This is a genomic window from Ureibacillus sp. 179-F W5.1 NHS (assembly GCF_045369345.1).
Classification (GTDB): Bacteria; Bacillota; Bacilli; order Bacillales_A; family Planococcaceae; genus Ureibacillus; species Ureibacillus halotolerans.
Window position 1 is genome coordinate 14784 of record NZ_JBIQFG010000016.1, and the last position, 22578, is coordinate 37361.

At 34.9% G+C, this 22578-nt stretch carries 24 protein-coding genes; 17 read left to right on the plus strand and 7 right to left on the minus strand.

Going from position 1 to position 22578, the window contains the following annotated elements; translation table 11 throughout:
- The first annotated feature begins 117 nt into the window (after window positions 1-117).
- Both ACH0B5_RS09195 and ACH0B5_RS09200 read left to right on the plus strand, forming a co-directional pair.
- The gene (locus ACH0B5_RS09195; protein WP_241559345.1) at window positions 118-513 is read left to right on the plus strand and encodes a YkvA family protein; all 396 of its coding nucleotides are present in this window, start codon (window positions 118-120) and stop codon (window positions 511-513) included.
- A gap of 47 nt (window positions 514-560) precedes the next feature.
- Window positions 561-1814, plus strand: coding sequence for a DUF5050 domain-containing protein (locus ACH0B5_RS09200; RefSeq protein ID WP_406927752.1), 1254 nt, complete (start codon window positions 561-563; stop codon window positions 1812-1814).
- A 175-nt stretch (window positions 1815-1989) separates the two neighbouring features.
- Here the strand turns inward: ACH0B5_RS09200 and ACH0B5_RS09205 are convergent, their stop codons facing one another.
- Both ACH0B5_RS09205 and ACH0B5_RS09210 read right to left on the minus strand, forming a co-directional pair.
- A complete protein-coding gene (locus ACH0B5_RS09205) occupies window positions 1990-3528 on the minus strand; it encodes a methyl-accepting chemotaxis protein (protein ID WP_122972689.1) in 1539 nt (512 codons plus the stop codon).
- Between the two features lie 298 nt (window positions 3529-3826).
- The gene (locus ACH0B5_RS09210; protein ID WP_406927753.1) at window positions 3827-5821 is read right to left on the minus strand and encodes a methyl-accepting chemotaxis protein; all 1995 of its coding nucleotides are present in this window, start codon (window positions 5819-5821) and stop codon (window positions 3827-3829) included.
- 250 nt (window positions 5822-6071) lie between these two features.
- On the opposite strand from ACH0B5_RS09210, the gene ACH0B5_RS09215 reads away from it, so the two are divergent.
- The 3 genes from ACH0B5_RS09215 to ACH0B5_RS09225 are packed head-to-tail and all read left to right on the plus strand — an operon-like array spanning window position 6072 to window position 7017.
- Window positions 6072-6413: a GNAT family N-acetyltransferase gene (locus ACH0B5_RS09215; RefSeq protein ID WP_406927754.1), complete on the plus strand. Its 342-nt coding sequence runs from the start codon at window positions 6072-6074 to the stop codon at window positions 6411-6413.
- A gap of 13 nt (window positions 6414-6426) precedes the next feature.
- Entirely contained in the window at window positions 6427-6666 is a 240-nt protein-coding gene (locus tag ACH0B5_RS09220; RefSeq protein WP_406927755.1) for a GNAT family N-acetyltransferase, read from the plus strand.
- Between the two features lie 42 nt (window positions 6667-6708).
- Window positions 6709-7017 (plus strand): YolC/YozM family protein, encoded by a 309-nt coding sequence (locus tag ACH0B5_RS09225; RefSeq protein ID WP_406927756.1) that lies wholly within the window; start codon window positions 6709-6711, stop codon window positions 7015-7017.
- A gap of 51 nt (window positions 7018-7068) precedes the next feature.
- On the opposite strand, the gene ACH0B5_RS09230 is transcribed toward ACH0B5_RS09225, so the two are convergent.
- The 3 genes from ACH0B5_RS09230 to ACH0B5_RS09240 all read right to left on the minus strand — a co-directional run bounded on the left by ACH0B5_RS09230 (window position 7069) and on the right by ACH0B5_RS09240 (window position 10541).
- The gene (locus ACH0B5_RS09230) at window positions 7069-8013 is read right to left on the minus strand and encodes an N-acetylglucosamine kinase (RefSeq protein WP_341361421.1); all 945 of its coding nucleotides are present in this window, start codon (window positions 8011-8013) and stop codon (window positions 7069-7071) included.
- Complete coding sequence (gene argH, locus ACH0B5_RS09235; RefSeq protein ID WP_122972693.1) at window positions 8010-9530, minus strand: argininosuccinate lyase; 1521 nt, start codon at window positions 9528-9530, stop codon at window positions 8010-8012. The genes ACH0B5_RS09230 and argH overlap by 4 nt, the downstream gene beginning before the upstream one ends.
- Window positions 9531-9647: 117 nt before the next feature.
- The gene (locus ACH0B5_RS09240; RefSeq protein WP_122972694.1) at window positions 9648-10541 is read right to left on the minus strand and encodes an EamA family transporter; all 894 of its coding nucleotides are present in this window, start codon (window positions 10539-10541) and stop codon (window positions 9648-9650) included.
- 339 nt (window positions 10542-10880) lie between these two features.
- Between ACH0B5_RS09240 and ACH0B5_RS09245 the strand changes: the two genes are divergently transcribed.
- Window positions 10881-11825, plus strand: a complete 945-nt coding sequence (locus ACH0B5_RS09245; RefSeq protein WP_122972695.1) for a carbohydrate kinase family protein — start codon at window positions 10881-10883, stop codon at window positions 11823-11825.
- Between the two features lie 84 nt (window positions 11826-11909).
- Here ACH0B5_RS09245 and ACH0B5_RS09250 read toward each other — a convergent pair whose 3' ends face one another.
- Window positions 11910-12629, minus strand: coding sequence for a YetF domain-containing protein (locus ACH0B5_RS09250; protein WP_174232693.1), 720 nt, complete (start codon window positions 12627-12629; stop codon window positions 11910-11912).
- A 132-nt stretch (window positions 12630-12761) separates the two neighbouring features.
- Window positions 12762-13442 carry an adenine nucleotide alpha hydrolase family protein gene (locus ACH0B5_RS09255; RefSeq protein ID WP_122972696.1) on the minus strand — a complete coding sequence of 227 codons (681 nt, stop codon included), beginning with the start codon at window positions 13440-13442 and terminating at the stop codon, window positions 12762-12764.
- A gap of 327 nt (window positions 13443-13769) precedes the next feature.
- Here ACH0B5_RS09255 and ACH0B5_RS09260 point away from each other — a divergent pair, with 327 nt between their 5' ends.
- The 11 genes from ACH0B5_RS09260 (at window position 13770) to ACH0B5_RS09310 (ending at window position 22553) form a co-directional block, all read left to right on the plus strand.
- Window positions 13770-16178 (plus strand): Na+/H+ antiporter subunit A, encoded by a 2409-nt coding sequence (locus ACH0B5_RS09260; RefSeq protein WP_406927757.1) that lies wholly within the window; start codon window positions 13770-13772, stop codon window positions 16176-16178.
- Entirely contained in the window at window positions 16168-16590 is a 423-nt protein-coding gene (locus ACH0B5_RS09265; RefSeq protein WP_122972698.1) for a Na(+)/H(+) antiporter subunit B, read from the plus strand. The genes ACH0B5_RS09260 and ACH0B5_RS09265 overlap by 11 nt, the downstream gene beginning before the upstream one ends.
- 1 nt (window position 16591) lies before the next feature.
- On the plus strand, window positions 16592-16930 hold the full coding sequence (locus ACH0B5_RS09270) for a Na(+)/H(+) antiporter subunit C (protein ID WP_122972699.1): 339 nt from the start codon (window positions 16592-16594) through the stop codon (window positions 16928-16930).
- On the plus strand, window positions 16923-18401 hold the full coding sequence (locus tag ACH0B5_RS09275) for a Na+/H+ antiporter subunit D (RefSeq protein ID WP_122972700.1): 1479 nt from the start codon (window positions 16923-16925) through the stop codon (window positions 18399-18401). Before ACH0B5_RS09270 ends, ACH0B5_RS09275 begins: the two co-directional genes overlap by 8 nt.
- Window positions 18402-18406: 5 nt before the next feature.
- On the plus strand, window positions 18407-18889 hold the full coding sequence (locus ACH0B5_RS09280) for a Na+/H+ antiporter subunit E (protein WP_122972701.1): 483 nt from the start codon (window positions 18407-18409) through the stop codon (window positions 18887-18889).
- Window positions 18890-19174, plus strand: a complete 285-nt coding sequence (locus ACH0B5_RS09285; RefSeq protein WP_122972702.1) for a Na(+)/H(+) antiporter subunit F1 — start codon at window positions 18890-18892, stop codon at window positions 19172-19174.
- Window positions 19152-19553: a Na+/H+ antiporter subunit G gene (locus ACH0B5_RS09290; protein ID WP_122972703.1), complete on the plus strand. Its 402-nt coding sequence runs from the start codon at window positions 19152-19154 to the stop codon at window positions 19551-19553. The genes ACH0B5_RS09285 and ACH0B5_RS09290 overlap by 23 nt, the downstream gene beginning before the upstream one ends.
- Before the next feature lie 331 nt (window positions 19554-19884).
- Window positions 19885-20259 carry a GntR family transcriptional regulator gene (locus tag ACH0B5_RS09295; protein ID WP_406927758.1) on the plus strand — a complete coding sequence of 125 codons (375 nt, stop codon included), beginning with the start codon at window positions 19885-19887 and terminating at the stop codon, window positions 20257-20259.
- 2 nt (window positions 20260-20261) lie between these two features.
- On the plus strand, window positions 20262-21149 hold the full coding sequence (locus tag ACH0B5_RS09300; RefSeq protein WP_406927759.1) for an ATP-binding cassette domain-containing protein: 888 nt from the start codon (window positions 20262-20264) through the stop codon (window positions 21147-21149).
- Window positions 21133-21858, plus strand: a complete 726-nt coding sequence (locus tag ACH0B5_RS09305; protein WP_148037826.1) for a hypothetical protein — start codon at window positions 21133-21135, stop codon at window positions 21856-21858. The genes ACH0B5_RS09300 and ACH0B5_RS09305 overlap by 17 nt, the downstream gene beginning before the upstream one ends.
- Window positions 21855-22553, plus strand: coding sequence for a hypothetical protein (locus ACH0B5_RS09310; protein ID WP_122972707.1), 699 nt, complete (start codon window positions 21855-21857; stop codon window positions 22551-22553). Before ACH0B5_RS09305 ends, ACH0B5_RS09310 begins: the two co-directional genes overlap by 4 nt.
- The last annotated feature ends 25 nt before the right edge of the window (window positions 22554-22578 follow it).

Here is a 22578-nt window from a genome sequence, read left to right on the forward strand (position 1 = left end):
AAAGGAACTACTATTTTTTATAGGGAGTATTCTTTTATGTAGTACTTTTTTAATTAATTGGTAATGATAGTACTATGGAAAAACAATAGGTTATCGTTTTTAGAGGAGGAAGTTAAATTGGAGGAAAACTTACAGTTAGAAACAACCATTAGAGGAAAAGAAAAATACTATTCACCAAATAAATTTTTGAATAAAGTTAAAAAGTACGGTATGAATTTAGGCTTTAGAGTTTTATACGGTGTTGCCATATTATATTGTGCTTTGAAAAGTCCGGATATGCCTAAAGAGCATAAACTGATGATTTTAGGAGTGCTTGGATACTTTATCTTACCTATTGACCTTATTGCAGATATTTTACCAACTGTAGGTTTGGCTGACGATATTGTCATTATTACAAAAGCGATTTCCGTTATTTATTCTTCCATTACAGATGAAATGAAAGAAGAAGCCCATGAACTATTAAAGAACATTTTTGGCGAAAAATACGAACCAAGTATTGAATATGAAATCTAACATTTCGTAATGCCAGGAAGTTGAAATCATGTAGAGGTGATTGTACTTTGTTAAAACGAATAACATTTCTCGTCATTGCCATCGTACTGATTAAGCCGATATATGATTTCGGCTCCCAATGGTACGACGATGTGATGCAATTTTTAAATAATCATGAAGTGAAAATTGAAGATGCAAGTTCTGAAGTTTTATCTTCTGTTTCTTCTGCGAAAGAAACCCTTGTAAATACAGCGGCCAATGCACTAACTACGGTAGACGTTGAATTGCCTAATAGTGTTCAAACGACGGAAGAGTTAGCTGATAGTTTCTATTATTACTTAAGCCGTTGGGAAACGAATTTTGAAATTCACTATGTTGGTAGTACGGCAGATATTGAAAACATTATTCAAAAAGCAATCGATGATGCAGCAAGTCGTGATCAATATATTTTTGGCCATTTGGCTGAGCGCACAATCGAATATGAATATAGCAGCCTTGATGCTAAGATAAAGGTACATCAAACGTATTTAACAAATCCAGCCCAAGAGGACGTTGTAAATGAAAAAGTAGCAAGCATTCTTTCAACCGTGGATGCGGAATCAATGTCGGATTTCCAAAAGGTGAAATTTGTTAATGATTATATTGTAAAAAATACGGAATATAGTACAAACACGGCAGCCAGTCCCCATAGTGCATACGCAGTAATACAAGAAAATAAAGGAGTTTGCCAAGGGTATGCGCTGCTAGCTTTAAAAATGCTACAAGCATTAGGTGTTGAAACAAAATATGTTGTCGGTGAAGTATATACTGGAGGACATGCATGGAATTTAGTAAAGGTTGATGGTGAATGGTACCACCTTGATACAACGTGGAATGACCCGACACCAGACCGGAAAAATATCGTCCGTTACGAGTATTTTTTAGTGAATGATGATAAATTAAAGCTTGACCATACATGGATCCACTCCGATTACCCAGAAGCGAAAAGTTCCAAGTTTGAGTTTATGGCACAAATCGATCACGCCTATGAGCAGGATGGGGTTATCTATTATAGTAATGTAGATGACAATAATTTGTTGTATCGAATGGATTTAAATACTGGTGAGACGGCGCCATTAACAAATAGCCGTGCCCAATACATTGTAGGAGCTGGTGAATGGATATATTTTAGTAATTATTCCAATGGCGCCTATTTAACGAAAATCCGAACGGACGGCTCGGATGAATCTACTTTATATCGGGGAGAAGTCGATAATTTATTTGTAGAAGATGGATATTTATATTTCTCTACAGAGGAAGGCTTGAAAAAATTGGAGTTATAAAATAGAGAAGGCGCCTATAGGTTGCCTTCTTATTTATTTTAGTCAATCCAAATTTAAGTAAATTATTTCGGGTTTAGATAGGGTACAATCCTTTATTCATGGCATGTGAAGAAACTTATAAGAGGAGGTCAGCCAGGGGTATTCTGGCTGATTAATAATTAAAAGGGTGCTACTCCTAAACTTTTAAAGTTTCGATTACTTCCTCTAACTCGTTAGTTAAGTCTTTTAAAATTTGTGCAATATGAGCTACTTCATTAATATAGGTTAATTGTTCATTTGAGCTTCTTACTACATTGCCGGTATTTTGGGAAGCTGATGTGGCAAGGTCCATTCCTTCTAATATCGAGTCAGAAATGTCATTCACTCGTTTACTAATATCAGTTATTGCAACGGTTACGCCCTTTACTTTTTCTTCTACATCGATTGTAGAATGGATGATTCCTTTGAAGGATTGATCTGCTTCTTTTAAATATTGAACGCCTATCTTGAATCCTTCTTTTACTTCAGCCATTTTCGTCACCGTATGATTAATGCCGGAAGATAAAACGGAGACGATTTCTTTTATTTTATTTGTCGATTGTTTAGATTGATCAGCCAACTTACGAACTTCATTGGCAACGACAGCAAATCCTTTACCGTGTTCTCCAGCTCTAGCCGATTCAATGGATGCATTTAACGATAAAAAGTTTGTTTGTTCTGCGATTTCAGAAATCATTGTTAGTATTTGACTAATGGTTTTCGAATGATGATGTAAATCATTAATAATTTTTACGGATTCATCGATAGTGTCATTTGTTTTGGACATTTGTTGATTTAGATTAGCAATCGAATGGGACCCGTCTTTTGCTTGTAATGAAGAGTCTGCACTCGCTTTATCTACTTCTAAAGATAGATTTTCTATATCTTCAACTAATTTTCTTACTTCGGATACCCTCACCACATTTTCTTTATATTTATTGAGTTGCAGTTTGGCACCATCAGAAACTTCGTTAACGTAGTTCGCTACATTGTGACTTATTCCTAATGTTTGTTCATTTTCCGAAACGAGTTGTTTAGATGTTTCTGCTAAACTTGTCATTGTTGAAGAAATACGTTGAATGATACTTTGGGTTACATTTTGTTTTTGGCGTTCCTTTTCGATTTCAACTTCTTTTTCATATTTTTGAGAGTTATAGATTTGCCATATGACTACACCGGAAGTTAAAACTAAAAATACTGCGTGTACGATTACCATTGTTAGTGGATACTCTATTACTCCAAATACAAAAAGAGGAGCAAACAGTAATCCGATGATATGCTGAAGCGTAAAAATGACTGTCATTACGATTACAAGGTAAATTTTCTGATAGTAGGCTAAAGTTGCAACTACCATAAAGATAGAAAAATGGAATTCCGACATTCCACCTGAACCAGAAATTAACGCAATGCTTCCAAAGGTTAATGTTAACGTGTTGAACAGTGGGATGGATTTGTGAAGACCACCACTTAACTTGTATAAGATTAAAGATGTTATACAGAGGAGGGTAGGAATAGCAACTAAAATAATAATTCCTAAATTGTGAATAGTGCTGTTTGTTAATAACCCCAGACCGCATATTGAACTTTCAGACATTTTAAATGTGTCTGTATACTGCCCTAACAATGTCACTACAATAGACATTACCACTATTCCTAGAGCAATCTGGGTCATCGTTTGATTCTTTTTCTTAATCATAAGTCCCTTCTTTCCTTTAAATGAAAACAAAATTAGTCTCTTTTAAAAAAGAGTATCTTATTTGCATATTTAAATGTATATATTATTACCTATACATCAAGTGTTAATTTATGTCAATAGATGGTTTGTTATACCTCTATTAAAATATTTCTTTAGACCTATAAAAGAGAAGTTCTAATGGAAACGCTTCTATTTACTATCCAATAATTCATAAACAATAAAACATACACAATGAGAAAACCAAGGATGTATAACATTCCTTGGTTTCCTTATTTACTTAGCTAAACAGAAAAAAACTCTAATCTATTTTAAATTGACTAATTGTAGTCGCTAATTCGGTGCTTAAGTGATTTAGTTGCTCAGAAGCTTTTGCAACAGATTGAATAGCAGTAAGTTGTTCGTCGCTAGAGGCACTTACTTCTTCACATGCAGCCGCAGTAGATTGGGCTGTCAGTGACATTTCCTCAATCGTTTGTACTACTCGATCTTTATAGTTGATAATTCCTTCCATTTCAGAAATCACATTTTTAAAGGTGCTCTCCATATTCTCAATAAGAGAAGAAAGGTTTTTAAATAGGGAACCTGTGTCTTCTACAACGATTCCTTGCTTATCGAATGTGTTTTGAATCCCTTCCATTTGTTGTGTTACTTGAAGGGATTCTGATTGTAATTCATGAATCGTTGATTTAACTTGTTCCGTTGCGGCTGCCGATTGTTCGGCTAATTTTCTAACTTCCTCTGCCACAACAGCAAAGCCTTTGCCATGTTCACCTGCCCGGGCAGCTTCTATACTTGCATTTAAGGCAAGTAAATTTGTTTGAGCTGAAATCTCAGAGATTGTGTTCATCACCGTGCCGATTGCAGCCACTTTATTTTCTAGATTATTAATTGCATAAACCATATTCGTTAATTCAGATTTCGAGTGATCAAAGGAGCCAAGTAAGTTTCTCATTTTTTCATGACCGATAATATTTAATTGGTCAGCTTCGTTTGCAATATCATGGAGTGAGTTTGTTTGAATCTTCATACCATTTATTTTTTCACCTAATTGACTTGTTGTTTCTGTTACTAGATCCGCATTTTCCGATGAAGTCGTAGCACCGATTGCAATGTCATTAACAGCTTTTGATACTTCCATACTGGAAGCGCTCGTTTCTTCAGCTAGGGCACTTAAATGTTGGGATTGTTCTTCAACATGGCTCGATGACTCTTGAATCACTTGAATAATGTTTTTCATATTTTTAATCATGGAATTAAAGTGTTGCGACAAGACACCAATTTCATCCTTCGATTTTATATCGATATTGACAGATAGATCACCTTTTGATACTTCTTCCATTAGGTTACCTAATTGACGGATAGGTTTTATAGTACGAGAAATGAAGAAGTATAACACGACTAAAGTGACGATTACGATGGCAACAGCCACAATGATAATCACTTTTTGAAGACTATTCGATAGTGCATGAATATCATCTTTTTCATAAACTGCTGCTACAGTCCAACCAACCTCTGGTATTTTACTGTAAACAGTAATTGACTCTTTTCCATCAATTGAACTATGTAAATTGTTTGTCTCTTTTTTATCCGATTGAATCGATTGAACAAACTTTTCTTCGCTTAAGTTTTCTCCCATTTTTGTAGGGTGAACGATTGCTACACCAGTATTATCTAGAATGAAAGGGTAGCCATTATACCCTAGTTCGATAGTTGATAACATATCCGTCAGTTGGGATAATAAAATATCTACACCTAAAACACCTATAACTTCATCTCCATTTTTAACAGCAACTGAACCTGTAATCGCATACTCACCAGAAACACTATCAAGGTAAGGAGATGACCATACAAATTGATCTGGATGTTGAACGGCATTAGTATACCAAGGACGGGATTGAATATCTAAATCTGCTATACCGTCAAAATGGGGTTCAATAATTGTGTATTCCCCATCAGTAAAGTAGATACCTGATGCCGCATCATAGATAGATAAATAGTCAGCTAAATCTGAACGATATAGACGATCGGCACTGTCGTTATATACCTTAGAGTTGGAATGGAAATTTTGTACGTCTGGAGAAGAAGCTAATTTTAATATACTTTTCTCGTAAGTTGATAAAAATGTTGTAATAGTTGAAGAAAGCCCATTAACTACTACTTCACTTTGATCTACCATACTATCTTCGGTTTTGGAAGTAATTAAAACAGAACTAATGGTAGACAATGTCCCCAACCCTAAAATGATGATGACTAGGACTATGGATATAATTCTCCATCTAATTGAATTCTTCACAGTAAAATCCTCCTAATAAAGAAATATAAAATTATTACTATAATACAAAGAAATTTTCAGAATTGCACTAAAAATTTGTCTATTTTAGTAAGAAAAAAACTTTATAAGAACTATAAATATATAAGAGAACTAAAAAACCTTTCGGATATAGGGTTTATCGAAGGGGGAAGAATCCGGAAGGATAATTCTTTTTTTAATCGAATAAGTACAATGTGAGACTATTTTCGCGATAAAGGAGATCCATACTAAAATGAAAATAGAGACTGAAATATTATTAGAAGGTAATTCAATTGTTCTTATTCCCCTTGAAATGAAATATAAAGATTCGTTATTTGAAGCATTAAAAAGTCCGGAAGTATGGAAATATACTTGGCGAGAAGTTAAAACAATTGATGATTTTGAGCCAATTTTTATGGCGGCTATTCAAAATAAAGAAGAAGGTAAACAAATCCCTTTCATCATTAAAGATAAAGTTTGCGGAAAAGTAATCGGAACTACTCGAATTGGAGACATAGATTTAGTTAATCGAAGTGTAGAAATTGGTTGGACGTGGCTTTCCCCTTCTTTTTGGAGAACGGGGGGCAAATACTGAATGTAAGTTTTTATTGCTTCAATATTGTTTTGAAGAGTTACAAGTCATACGGGTTCAATTTTCAGTTAGTGGACAAAATGAACGTTCGCAAAAGGCGATAAAACGAATAGGGGCTACAAAGGAAGGAATCTTTCGCAAACATCGTATGAAAGGTGATGGTACGATGCACGACAATGTGTTTTATAGCATTCTTGATGAAGAATGGGATAGGGTGAAAGAGAATTTAATGAATTTATTAAAACAGAAATATTAGAGCATTTTATGATAGAGAATATTCTAAAGGATGGGATAATTTTTGAAGAAAGTATTTGGATTTGGTTTTTTATTAGTAATAATACTAGTAATCTTTATTCAATCTGAAATGAAATCGAGTGTAAAAGAACTAGGGATAGAAGAGGTTTTGAATGATTCGTTATTTGATGAAGCGGCAACTAAGTTTGGCTTACATGCGATGGGGGTAGCCATTGAAGAACGGACTTTAACAGTAAGAATAGATACTATTCAACATAAAGAAGACACTTATAATTTTTTTAGAGAACAACTAGATTCTAGTGGTATATCAGATTACAAAATTGAAGTATTTGTTGATCAGTTAGATTCATAGTGAAACTGTTAACATCAAATTTAAAAATAAAAATCCTGAATAGTATCGTCACTACTCAGGATTTACATAATGAAGGGCTCTTTTTACAACATATTCAATCGGTTCTTCGGTACATAGTTCAATCGAAATAGAGGGGAAGGATTGGTAAATTAATTGCTTGAACCGCTTTAAAATCATTGGATGGTGTTTTAAAACGCCACCATTTAAATAGAATGGGAATGTTTCATTTTCATAATGGATTTTACATAAAGTCGCTTTTGCTAACAAATAGAGTTCATAGGCTGCATTTTGAGCAATTGTTATAGCATGCTCATCACCTAGGGAAACGGCCTTTGGCAAGATTGAGCTAATGCTAGCTGTTTGAGCATTTGTATAATGAGGGTGGTAGAGCCATGCCATCAGCTCTTCCATCGTTGTAATTTGTAGTTTTTCAAAAACAAGATGTTGCAAGATGGTTGGTCCAGCAAGTAGGCCGTCCTCTATACGAAAAAGGGTATTTAATATTTTTTGGCCAATCCAGTAACCACTGCCTTCATCACTTGCGCGGTGTCCCCATCCGCCTGTGCGAACAATCTTCCCATTTCCATTAGTAGCAAAGGCAATAGAGCCAGTTCCCGAAATAAGCAATGCCCCAGGGTGATTCCCTACTAAACCCAGTAATGTGGCGTGGACATCATTTTCTACAATCATGTTCGCCACATTAAACGAGGACTTTTCTATGCTATGCTGTATAATCCTATTAATTATCTTAAAATCTAATTCAGTATCCATTCCAGCAATGGCAAAGGCAGCCAAATGAATTTGTTTTAAATTTGTAGAATGGTAGGCTTTAGAAAGTAGCTCGCTCAATACTTGTATGGCACCATTTTCTCCTATCGTTTGGTAGTTGGAACCGGTTGTGGTTTGTTCAAAAAAATTTTCCCCTTTTTCAGATCGTATCGTTAAAGTTGTTTTCGTTGCACCACCATCGACAGCTAAAATGATTGATTCCTTCATTCTTTATTCCAACCTTCTAAAAACTTTTGTAGTTGCTCTTCACATTGTACTATTTGTTCATCCTTTTCTTTTACCCAATGTTCTAATAAAGGCGAAACTGCTTGAGCTTGAAAAAGGGAGTTTCGCATCGTTGCTGGCGCTGGACCGCCTTTTAATGTACGAACTTTAACGAAGAAATCGGGCTTTAATGCATTATAAAATTGTTCTTTTGATATTTTTAAAGGTTTTCCTGTTACTTCAATGGATTTTTCATTAGCTAATTCCCAAGTTAAACTTTGAAGAGAATCCTTTTTTGATTCTAATAAAGTTTTCACACAACTACTAACGATGCGATGGGATTGTCTGAACGAAATGTTTTCAGAACGAACAAGGGAATCGGCCAACTCCGTTACGTTGGCAAAGCTATTTTCGGCCCTTTTTAGAAGTTTTTCTTTATTTACATCCATCGTAACAACTAAACTACCAAATAGTTTATAGATACCACGAAGTTTTTCCACAGCTCGCCATAGATAAGGTTGCATATCATCCTCGGTATCCACAATATCTCCAAAAGGTGTATTATGAATCATTTGTAAAACAGTTGAAGCATCGCCTACAACCGATGATAGTAAAGAGCGTGTATGTTCGATAGATACTGGATTTCGTTTTTGCGGCATAATGGAACTTACTTGGACGTAGGGGCTTGCTAGGCTAAAAGCGTTAAATTCTTGGGTTGCCCATTGTAAGAAATCTTGTGATGTACGCCCAAGATTCAAGGCAGCAAGTTGCACAACGCTGGCTGCTTCTGCTATATAATCGGCCCCTGCAACAGCGTCCCATGCATTTTCAATTATTCCATCAAATCCAAGTAACTCTTTCATCCGTTCACGATTAATTTTAAATCCTGTTGTTGTAAGGGCTGCTGCTCCCATACTGCTTTGATTAATCGTTTGAAAGGCTGCTTGCATCCGTTTGAAATCGCGGGTCAGCTGATCAATGACAGCTTTTAAATAATGGGCAAAAGTTGTTGGCTGTGCTTGTTGTGTATGTGTGTAGCCTAACATAATAGTATCGATATGCTCCTCTGCAAAGACAATTAAAGAAGAGCGAAGAGCAAGCAATTCATTCATAAGAGTGAGTAATTTTTTTCGTAATGTCATGCGATAAATAGCAATCCCCATATCATTACGACTTCTACCTATATGCAAATTACCAGCCACATCACCGGCAAGTTCAATTAATTTATTTTCTATGCGGAAAAACAAATCTTCAAATTGTGGATTGTAATCTCGATGTTCAAAGTAATTCAAATCAAGCTTCGCGATAGCCTGCCCGATTTGTTTTGCCTCATTTTCTGTAATTAGTTGTTGTTCTTCAAGCATTTTTAAATGAGCAATATGTATGTGTACCATTGCTCTTAAAAAATGCTTTTTCGCTTCATCGTATGCTGGTTGAAGTACCATTTGACGATAACTATTAGAAGGAAATTGACTGCCCTCAATTTCTTTAATTCGGCTTTTATAATCTTGAAACATCATAGAATCGCCTCCGCAAAAATACCTTTCCATTCTTAATTTCATATTAAAAAGTTAACCTAAGGGTAGGTGCGATTTTTAATAAGAGGTAAGAAGAAAATGACTTATACTTATTAAATGTTAAGCTGTATTTTTTAATTGGGCTAGGACAGTTGGTAGTATCATTCCAATAAGTACTAATACAATACCGGAAATTTGTAGGATAGATAGTGTTTCATGTAATACAATAACGGATGCAATGACTGCTACAGGTAATTCCATTGCACTTAAAATTGATGAAAGTGCCCCACCTACTTTAGGCGCGGCAATGGAAAATAGGAAAATCGGTAAAATAATGCCGAAAATCCCTAACACAATCCCAAAAATCCATAATTCTGTGTTAAATAATTTTCCACTCCAAATTACTTCAGGTGCTGAAAAAATACAAATCATAAGGAAAGCTACAATGGACATAAAGAGAGTACGAGTGACAGTCGTAATGCCTTCTACTTTTCTAGAATTAATTTGAATAAATATCGCAAAACTTGTAGCTGCAATTAGTCCATATACCCATCCTTGCCAAGGGATTGTAGAAAGATCTGTATCCATAACGCCGGCTGCTAAAATAGTACCTGAAAATAAAAATAATAACGAACTAGTTTCAAAACGGTTTGGCCATCTTTTATGCAAAATACAGTCGATGAATAGGCCGATCCACGTGAACTGGAAGAATAATACGACTGCAAGGGATGCTGTTATGTATTCTAAAGCATGTCCATAAACAATTCCTGTTGTCGCTGTAAAAATACCAGCTAACAGAATTGTAATAAAACCTGAGAAGTTTAACTTTGGTAAACTTCGTTGCGTTACACTAAATAAGAGTAAAGCTAATAAAAATCCCATAAAATACTGGCTTGTTACTGCTTCGGGGGAAGTGAAACCATAACCCATTGCCACTTTAATAATGGTAGATAATATGCCATAACTACTAGATGCTATGACGATAGATAATGGATAAAATAGTTGTAATTTCATGCTGTTATAACCTACATTCTAATTTCAATTTAGTTCATTTCATCATATGATAAAACGATTCGAGCGTAATTGTCTAAAATTCCGATATGAAATTTCAAGAACCTCTCGAAAATAATAGTTTTGTATTATATTACCACTAATAGGGGATAGAGACCTCCCTTTTAAGGGATTTCCATAAAAATCCTGTAAATTCCAACTTTAGTCTATACTATGGAAAAATTATAACAAATTATTGAAGGAAGATATGACCTTTTCACTGTCTGAATAGTTTTAAAGTTTCGATGTGGGTACATTTTATGATAACCTTAATAAAGCAAATATTCGGAGGTCTAACAACTCATGGTTGAGTCAAATAAAGATTTCGTATTAGTATACGGAGATGCTTTTGTTGATTTTATAGCGGATGATATAACGAACAAATCGTTTACAACATATTTAGGTGGAGCAACAGTCAATGTTGCAGCGGGAATTAGTAGAATCGGAGCGCCGTCAGCTTTAATTACCATTACAGGTGATGATCATACATCCCAATTTGTTCAATCAGAACTTGATAAAGAAGGCGTCAATTTGGATTACGCAATCATATTACCGGAAAAGCGAGTAAGTGGCGTATACGTGCATTTAACAGCGGAATGTGAACGTATTTTCAAAGATTACGTTGACGAAACACCTGATTTACAAGTTACACCTGAGCAATTAAATGAAGAGGCTTTCAAAAGAGCTTCAGTATTTAATGTTTGTTCCGGTACAATGTTTCATCCAACAGCTCTTGCGACGACAAGAAAGGGCGTTGAAATGGCAAAAGAAAAAGGTGCCATCATTGCCATCGATGCAAACATCCGTCCGTTACGTTGGAGTAGTGAAGAAGTTTGTCGTGAAACGATTACATCATTTTTTGAGGATGCCCACATCCTTAAATTAACAGATGAAGAATTATTCTTTTTAACTGAAACGAATGATTTACATGAGGGTATTGCAAAGTTAAACCAATATTTAGTACCGATTGTATTAATTACAATAGGGGCAAACGGAGCATATGCCGTGTTAAATGGTGAAACGATTCACGTTCCAACAGATAAAGTAAATGCCGTAGATACAACTGGATCTGGAGATGCCTTTATGGCCGGTGTATTACGCTTTGTCCACTTTAATGGCTTGCCGACAACTGAAGAAGATTTATTTAAATGTGTGAAATTTGGCAATAAGTTAGGAGCGTTAGCTGCTACAAAGCCAGGTGCTTTAACGGCACTTCCTCATTTTGATGATATAAAAGAATGGTTATAATAAAAGGTCGTCTCATTTGTTGAGACGACCTTTTATTATATTTGGTTTCATATTTCCCCATGTAAATGAATATTTTAGAACGTACTATGATTCCTTTTTTTCAGCCTGTTTATTTAAGCTAATATAAAGGGAACCATTTTCAAGATATTGGGCAAAATAAACGTCTTTAATATCTTTTACGTTTTTCTTTTTTAATTTATTAAATAACCATTCCTCCGTTAAATTCAACTCACCTAAATTTTTCTGATTAATTTTCCCATCTGAAATAAGTTCTGTAGGCATATGTTCGGGTAGTGAAACATCTGCTTTTACATCTTGTTTTGTCGCTGCACTATTGGCAGGTTTTTTCAATACACTAAGTTCTCCGTTTGTTTCAAATACAGCATAATGCACTTCATCAAAGGAGAAAATTCCTTGTTCTCTTAAAAGCATACTAAGTTCATCTATATGGAGTCGAGCTTTTTTCATGCCACTTTTAATAATCGTTCCATTTTGAATTAAAATAGTTGGTCGGTCATCTACTAATACGCGTATTTTAGAAGATTTTAATGAAATAAAACTAATAAAAAGGGTAAGGAGTGCCCACCATATTAAAGAAGTAAATCCGTCCCAAAAATCTGTTCGATGTTGGGTAGAAACTTCAGCTGCAATTGACCCAATAGTAATACCTGTAATGTAATGGAAGAAGGTTAATTGGCTTAATTGTTTTTTTCCAATAACCCGAGCAACGATAAGAATAGTAGCAAAGGCAAAAGTAGATCGTAAAATCATTTCAAAAAAATGAATATGTTCAAAAGCATGCATATAAATACTCCTTTCGTTCTTTTATTAAGATGAGCGAAAGATAATAACTATATGCAAACTTTTCTAAGGAGAACAAAAACAGCATCGCAATAGTTAGCAAATTTCTAACCATTGGGATGCTGTTTTAACTATTTACTTTTTGGAAATGCCATAAATGGAATGGATAAGGTGAGGATTACTTACGAATCCTTCTTTTATTTTCACTTCATGCATTCTATTTTCAAAGGAAAATTTAAAGATACCATTATCAAAATCTGTACCAATTTCTTTAAAGAAAATGCCTTCAATGGATGGAAACTTAGGGCATGTAAAAACGATTTTATAGTTCTCAAGATCTTGAATGACATAAGCACGCACGCCTTTTTCAAAGGTTCCAGAGGTTTCATCTTCGATAGGGCGCTTAACGGCTACGATATGGAAGTCAACGAAAGGTACTTCCTTTAGTAAAACATTTAAAAAGGATCCTTTTGTAATTTCTTCCCATCTACTTTGAGCACTTTGCCCAACAATGATTTGTGTTACATTATTTTCCCTTGCAACTTCAGCGATGATTTTTTGAATAGGACGTTTTTCGTTATCTTTAATAATAAATTTCTCTACTTCTAGTTCTTCCGCTAGTGCAGTCCATCTTTCAATATAACCAGATTTTTCAGCGTCAAACGCATCAAGGGGTTTTGTATCAACTGTCAATATATAGAGTGGACAATCAAGTAACGTCGCAAGTTTATGGCCTCTACGAATAAGACGCTCACCATTAAGTCCGTAATATACACATACTAAAATACTTTCATCCGTTCTTTTAACATGCTTCATCGTAGTTTGCTCCTCTTAAAATTTGTTCATTATCAAAATATAAAATTTGCTATTTTTTAGCGAAAAACTGTATAAAAAAGCTAAAGTGAATGCGAATTAAGTGCATTTATGCCATTCTTACTGTATACTTTTAATAGTAATGTTTATTATCGTTTTATCAAATAATTATTAAAACTAACATTTTTGCAAAATAGTATAAATTGGAAATTATCGCTTTATCTTTATGACACATTATTATGAAGTGAGTATTTTTGGAAGTCAAGTAGATATACTAATTCTAATTTTTTAAATTGCATTATGTTACAAAGAAGTAGGAGGTATTAGCTTGTGACAATTGATATTGCCATCATACTAACTCCGTTTATTATGGCAGCACTTATTCCCATTTTTTATAGGCGACTGAGGAAAAACGTGATTGGTTGGGTCGTCCTTATAATTCCTGTTAGTTTATTCCTTTTATTAACTACGTATATCCCTCGTGTTGCAAAAGGTGAAGTTTTTTCACATACATATGAGTGGATCCCCTCGTTTCATCTAAATTTTACGACTTACATAGACGGTTTAAGCTTAATCTTTAGTTTATTAATAACCGGTGTCGGAAGTTTAGTCATTTTGTATTCCATTTTTTATTTATCAGTGAAGGAATCCCTTCATCATTTTTATTGCTATTTATTACTATTTATGGGAGCAATGTTAGGTGTTGTATTCTCAGATAATTTAATGGTTTTATATGCATTTTGGGAGTTAACAAGTGTTTCATCCTTTTTATTAATTGCCTTCTGGCATCATCGGAAAGCTTCTAGAGCTGGTGCGCGCAAATCGATGACGATTACTGTTTCTGGCGGCGTTGCCATGTTGGTTGGTTTTTTAATGTTGTATGCTATGTCGGGAACATTTAGTATTCGAGAAATTATAAATAGTATAGATGCTATAAGTGGGCATGTATTGTTTATTCCTGCGCTATTATTAGTTCTTTTAGGTGCCTTTACAAAATCCGCCCAATTCCCATTCCATATTTGGCTCCCTGATGCGATGGAAGCGCCAACCCCTGTAAGTAGCTACCTACACTCCGCTACGATGGTTAAAGCGGGAATTTATTTAGTAGCACGGTTTACACCGATATTTGGTGGGGAAATGATTTGGTTTTGGACTATAACCGGTGTAGGGTTATTCACCTTATTTTGGGGGTCCTTTAATGCTGTTCGACAAGTAGATTTAAAGGCCATTTTAGCATATTCAACGGTAAGTCAGCTTGGCCTTATTATGAGTTTGCTCGGGTTAGGTTCTGTTGCGGTCTATTTAGGCTACTCTACAGAAACGGTTATCTATACTCAAGCAACGTTTGCTGCACTTTTTCACTTGATCAATCATTCAACTTTTAAAGGTGCTTTGTTTATGATGGTTGGAATCGTTGACCATGAAATCGGTACAAGGGATATACGACGTTTAGGTGGGTTAATGACCATTTTACCTTTTACGTTCACTATTGCTATAATCGGTTGTTTTTCTATGGCAGGATTGCCACCGTTTAATGGTTTCTTAAGTAAAGAGATGTTCTTTGCAGCCGTTCTGAACATTACAGAATTAAATATTTTCTCGATCCAAAATATTGGTCTATTAATCCCGATTATAGCATGGTTTGCTAGTGTTTTTACCTTTGTTTACTGCCTCATTATCGTAAGCAAAACGTTCTTAGGGAAAATGAAGCCAGATATCGTAGAGAAAAATCCACATGAAGCACCCTTTGGAATGTTACTGCCTCCGTTTATTTTAATTGGTCTAGTCATTGCGATTTTCTTCTTCCCAAATCTTTTAGGGGAATATATTTTACAGCCTGCAATGTTAAGTGTCTATCCAACATTTCCATCTGCTGAAGAGATGACACCCCATATTTCTGCATGGCATGGATTTAACACAAAATTGTTAATGACTTTCGGAGTAGTAGTTTTAGGTATAATTTTGTACCGTTTTTTAAAATACTGGTCTAAAATTTACCGACTATTCCCGAAACAATGGACACTTAATGCGATTTACGAAAAAGTCATTACATCGAGTGAAAATGTATCAGAAAGTCTTACAAAACGATATATGAGTGGTCATTTAACGCATTACTTTGTCTATATATATGTGAGCTTTGTCGTAATTGTTGCGGGCACATTCATTGCCCTTGATACCTTTGAATGGAATCCTACTAACGATGCTGTCATCGAAAATTATGAATTAATTTTAGTGTTCGTCATGATTTTTGCGGCAGTAGCTATTTTGTTTGCGAAGTCTCGCATTACGACGGTTTTATTAAACGGTGTTCTTGGATACTCCGTAGCCTTTTTCTTTGTTATTTTTAGAGCTCCGGATTTAGCGCTTACTCAACTTGTTGTTGAATCGGTCACAACAGCACTATATTTAATTTGTTTTAAATTCCTTGCAGAGTTAAAACCTGAGCAATCTACAAAACGGGTGAAAATATCTAAGGGATTAATTTCTGTTTTTGTAGGAGCTACGGTTACGTTAATCGGATTAACAGTAGTAAATTATGATAAGTTCAAATCGATTTCCTCCTATTTCGAGGATTCATATAACCTTGCTGGGGGTAAAAATATAGTTAATACGATATTAGGGGATTTCCGTGCCTTCGATACGATGCTGGAAGTAGTCGTTCTCTTTATAGCTGGCTTAGGTGTTTTCGCACTCATTAAGCTAAAGGCGAAGAAAGGGGATGTAGATATTGAAAATTAATGATGTCATTTTAAGAACGGTTGTAAAGGGCGTTATTTTCATTATTTTGACCCTTGGTGTTTATTTGTTCTTTTCTGGACATAATGCACCAGGGGGCGGATTTATTGGCGGACTTGTCCTAGGATCAGGTCTTGTCTTGCTATATATTACGTATGATTTGGAAACCGTGCATAAAAAAATGCCCTTCGATTTTAAGAAAGTTGCTGGTTTAGGAGTATTATTAGCAACTGGATCAGCAATTGGTTCAATCTTTTTTGATGCACCTTTTTTATCGCAAACGGATGCGTATTTCACATTTCCTATATTGGGAGAAAAACATTTAACGACTGTAACAATTTTTGAAGCAGGTGTTGCCTTAACCGTTATTGGTACGCTTGTTACGATTATTTTAAGTATTAGTGAGGATGAGTAGAATGGAATCTTTAATGATGATTTTAATTGGTATTCTCGTCGCCGTTGCGACCTATTTAGTCCTCTCTCGAAATATGATTCGAATCATTTTAGGGACTGCCTTGTTATCCCATGCTGTTCATTTGCTTATTTTAACAGTAGGTGGATTAAAAAAGGGAGATGTCCCATTACTTAGTCAATCCGAGGGACCTTTTACCGATGCCTTGCCACAAGCTTTAATATTAACAGCTATTGTGATAAGTTTTGCAACAACCGCATTTCTCCTTGTTTTGGCTTATCGGACTTATAAAACGAATGGTTCGGACGATTTGCAAGAATTGAGAGGAATGCCTGATGAATAATTTACTTGTATTACCGCTAATAATTCCAATCATTACTGCGGTGGTTCTCGTGTTTTTAAAGGACCATATTATTCTCCAGCGAATTATTAGTTTCATTACGATGTTGTTTGTTACTGTATTGTCATTCATTTTATTAAATATTGTTCAGACAGAAGGGATATTACGATTAGACTTCAGTGGATGGTTACCACCATTCGGCATTCTTTTTGTTGCTGATTCCTTTGCAATGATCCTCGTTTTAACCGCAAGTGTTGTAACGACGATTTGTCTCCTTTATGCGTTTTCAACAATTGGAGATCGCCACGAAAAAATGTTCTTTTATCCCTTTGTTTTATTTTTAATTGCAGGGGTAAATGGCTCCTTTTTAACAGGTGATATTTTTAACTTATTTGTGTGCTTTGAAGTAATGTTGCTTGCCTCGTATGTATTGATAGCCCTTGGTGGAGAAAAGAGACAACTAAGGGAGTCTTTAAAATATGTATTAATCAATGTTGTAGCATCATGGATGTTTCTTGTTGCCCTTGCCTTTTTATATGGAACAGTAAAGACGTTAAATATGGCCCATATTGCACAGCGTGTTGCTGAGGCAGGACAGGACCCATTACTTACGACAGTATCAATTCTCTTTTTAATTGTTTTTAGTTTAAAAGCAGGATTACTTTTGTTCTTTTGGTTACCAGGTTCCTACAGTGTGCCACCGACTGTAGTTCAAGCTTTATTTGCAGCTCTCCTAACGAAGGTTGGTATATATGCTCTTATTCGTACGTTTACTCTTATGTTCCCACTAAATCAGGATGTAACCCATGTCATTATTGGGATTATGGCGGGTGTGACTATAATAGCAGGCTGTATGGGGGCATTGTCGGGTCGTGATATATATACGATTGCAACATATAACGTCATTATCGGTGTCGGTTTTATTTTAATAGGTTTAGCTGTAGGAACTGAATCGGCGATAGCTGGGGCCATCTATTATTTAATTCACGACATGTTAGCGAAAGCTTTATTATTCTTATTGGTCGGAATGATGTTTTATTTAACAGGAGAGTCTGTTGTAAAGAAAATGAACGGACTTATTAAAAACTACCCTATTTTCGGTTGGATTTTCTTTTTAGTTATGCTTGCATTAGCAGGTATTCCTCCATTAAGTGGATTCGTCGGAAAAGTGTTAATCGGACAAGGGGCAATTGAAGCTGGATCGTACATCTTACTAGCCCTTGGTTTTGCCTCGAGTATTATCGTTTTATACTCATTACTACGAATATTCCTAGCATCCTTCTTTGGTGAAACTACTATTAGTTTTGAAGATAGAAAGCCAATTCCTAAAGGCGCCTATTGGTCTTTCATTTTGTTTGCTATATCCATTGTCTATGTTGGTATGGGGGCCGAATCATTGGCGGTCTATGTGAAGGATGCAGCAGAAACATTAATGAATCCTTCTATTTATATTGATGCGATTTTAAAGGGGTGAGGTAAATGTTTGGACAGTTTTTACTAAATTTATTCATTGCACTATTATGGCTTTTATTAGTCGATGAACCAACCCCTCAATTAACGACCTTCTTTACTGGATTTATTGTTGGGATCGGTATTTTGTATGTGATGCATAGATTCTTTGGTACTCAATTTTACTTAAGAAAATTGTTTAAAGTACTTTATTTAATATTGCTCTTTATTAAAGAATTAATCATATCCAGCTTTTCAGTGATGAGACAAATATTATTTCCAAAATTACAAATTAAGCCGGGTATTTTTACGTATAAAACGAATTTAAAGGGAGAATGGGAAGTAACAACGTTAGCCCTTCTTCTAACCCTTACACCTGGATCAGTCGTGATGGAAGTTTCGGAAAGTGGAGATGTGTTCTATATTCATGCGATGGATATAGAAGAGTCAAAGGAATCGGTTATTCGATCAATTGGTAAGTTTGAAAAAGCAATTATGGAGGTGACTCGATAGATGAAAGAAACAATACTTTTACTAGCGTTATTACTTTTTATGGTGGCCATTGCATTATTACTTTATCGTGTAATTGTAGGACCTACAATGCCAGACCGGGCGATCGCTTTAGATACAATTGGAGTGAATTTAATTTCATCCATTGCGGTTGTTTCGATTATTTTAAGTACGACGGCATTTTTAGAGGCGATTTTAATTTTAGGTATTTTAGCGTTTATCGGGACGATTGCCTTTTCGAAATATATCGAAAGGGGTGTCATCGTTGAGCGGAAAGGAGATTCTTGAGTGGGTTGCGGTTTTACTCATATTATTTGGTGCTGTTGTAAGTGTCATTAGCGCTTTAGGGTTAATTAAATTACCGGATGTTTATACAAGGTCCCATGCAGCATCGAAAAGTTCTACATTTGCTGTTCTAGCTTGTTTATTAGGGGCATTTATTTACTTTTGGACAGTTGATGGCTATGTAAGTGTCCGGTTGATATTAGGAATTATTTTCGTTTTTATTACATCCCCTGTTGCGGGCCATTTAATTTGTCGCGCGGCTTATCGTGCGAATGTACCTTTAGCGGAAGGATCGGGAGAAGATGAATTAAAGCCCCTTTTATTCGGTGGAGAGGGTTTAACTGTTTCCCCAGATGAATTAAATAAAGAGAATGAAAAATAAGTTATCCACATAGGGAACCATTCACTTTTATATAAAAAGTGAATGGTTTTTTCATTTTGTGTATAACTTTTTTCAATTTTCGGTGGAACTAAAAAATAGTGATGTGGACAAATAGAGTAACTGAGGATAAAGCTGTGGAGAACCTGTAATAAGTGGATGGCTCGGCTAATAATTGTGGATAAAAAATATTTAGGTGAAAAAGGAGTGTTCATTTTTAATGGAATTTAAATGGATTTATTGACAAAAACATCCATTATAGATTATAGTACATCGCAACAGTAATGTACTATTGTTATAAACATATGAACGCTACTCAGAAGGAGGAGCAAACTTGAATTTAAAACAAGAAAGTAATACACCGATTTATATCCAAATTGCAGAATGGATTGAAAATGAAATAATAGCTGATCAGTTATTGGAGAATGGAAAAGTATTTTCACAATATCAGCTTGCTGAAATGTTCAATATTAACCCTGCAACGGCGGGGAAGGGGTTAGCAATACTTCTTGAAAATGGAATTTTATACAAGAAAAGAGGTCTTGGAATGTTCGTTCAAGAGAACGCAAAGGAATTGATACTATCTAGGAGACGCAATGAAAAACTTTCAAAGCTCGCAATAGAGATTGTGGAAGAAGCAAAGCGATTGCTTGTTTCCGATAGTGAATTAATTGAATTAATTAAAAAAATCCAAAGGGGAGAGGGATAGGAGTGTTTAAAGTTACTTGCCATCAAGTCGAAAAAAGATATCGGAATAAAAGGGTTCTCCATTCACTTACTTGTTCGATCGATGAAGCAAAATTGAGTGGCTTAATCGGACGAAATGGTGCAGGAAAATCGACATTACTGAAACTATTAGCGGGACATCTTAAACCAACTAATGGGGAGATTACAGTGTTTGGGGAGTGCCCTTTTAATAACTTAAAAACCGCCTCCAATATTATGTTTGTTGAAGAAGGGATGACCTTTCCTCCACTATTTACAGTGTTAGATATTTTCAAAATGGCAAAAGATTTTTATCCGAATTGGCAACACGAACTTGCCAAACGATTGTTGGATTATGCGAATATCCCAACAAATGCTTTTCATCATAATTTATCAAAAGGCCAAAAATCAACGTTCAATTTGATTTATGGTCTTGCTTCGAGATGTACTATTACATTACTAGATGAACCAATGAACGGGATGGATGAGTCTATTCGTACAGATATGTACCGGGCCATATTGAAGGAGTATATTGCATACCCAAGGACAATGATTATCTCAAGTCATCATTTAAATGAAATGGAACATTTACTTGAGGAAATTATATTGATCGATAATGGGCAAATTAAGTTACATGCTTCATTAGATGATGTACAGCAAATGTTGGTTCGTTTAAGGGGAGATATAAATTTAATTAGAAAACTCACGAGTGATATGGAAGTATTTTTCGAAAAAGAAGATTTATTTCACTATGAAGTGGTTGTTGAGCGTAACAAAATTGATGAGAAGTTATTACAAACGATGAACATACTAGTTCAACCAGTAACGGCTTCTGAGGTATGCAAATTTATGACAAGCAAAGGGAAAGGGGGAATAGATGATGTCTTTAAATGAAATTTCATTTTCTCAAATCGTCTTAAATCAGGTTAAATGGAAAATGAAAGCGTATAGTCAGTCTATTATTATATTAATTCTTATTCAAATTACTGTGTCAATTCTCTTCTCAGGCGGAAATATTACAATGGGGGGAGGATTTAATGAAGTTAATATAAACATTCATTACTATACGCTAGATAGTTACATAATTCTCTCCTGTATTTGGGCTTTAGTAATCGCCATATTAATGCAAACAAATGGATATCGCCATGATGATTATGCTGTAATAACAACTCGATATACCGCTAGTCTGGCAAATGTCATAGTACTTTTTGTGTATAGTTTCATCGCAACAATTATTTCTTTCATGACTCTTTATATTCTAATAGCATTAATTCAGGTAGTAGGTAATATTGCTGTAATGAAGGAATATACACTTTTTGAATTTGTCCATTTCGGACTGGCGTTTTTTATTATATTACTTGCAGCTTCAATTGGTTACTTAATAGGTTCCATATTCAAACTATCAAAAGGGTTAGGTATTTTAATGGTTGTACTTGCTGTAATATTTACTGCGATATTAAATGTACAACCAGAAGCTTTATTAGTGAATTTCTTTTTTAACACAGGCTATTTATCGTTTATGTTAAAGGCTTTGTTTACTTGTATCCTATTATTTGTATCATCTATATTCATTCTCAGCAGAAAAGAGGTAAATAGAAGATGACAGCATTAGTAGCCCTATTACCCGTTCTCCTAATCATCTCCCTTAGTATTATTTTTGTTGTTGTTTCAAAGGGAGTGAAATTTACGAAAAATTTTTGGACAGTTAAAAAAATATTTATAGGAATTAGTTGTTACATAGTTTTAGGACTACTTGCCTTGTTGTACTTATCGATTTCGGATAACGAACAAAAGAGATTACTATCAAAGACTGAGACGGAACGATTGGTACAAGAGGAAAATAAGTTTTGGGAAATCATCGCTCAAAATTCAGCGAAGGAGTTAAAAGAAGAGTTTTTAATTGATGAGAAAACCTACGAGTTACCAACAAGTGAACTAATTCTTGAAACATCGTCAGGACAGTATAACGGGGTGGAAGTTTTAGTGAAATATAGAGATGATCCAAACTCTAATAAAATTTATGCAAAAACTTACCAAATTCCATCTGTTTATGAGAGCATTGATGTAACAAACATGATGGATGAGCAAAAAATGGAGTTATTAAATAATAAACTCGTTATTTATGATAGAGCCGAACGACAGTTTTCTTTTTATAAATTTAATCCCTCTATCCAACTAGTAGAACAGTATTTTAGTAAAGGGTTAATAGGTGATTTTAATGACAGTTCTATAATTGGTTTAACGATTCTCTACTTGAATGTTCCAAACCATGTTACTATTATTGATAAGGTGAATTAGTTATTCACATCAACTTATTAACGAA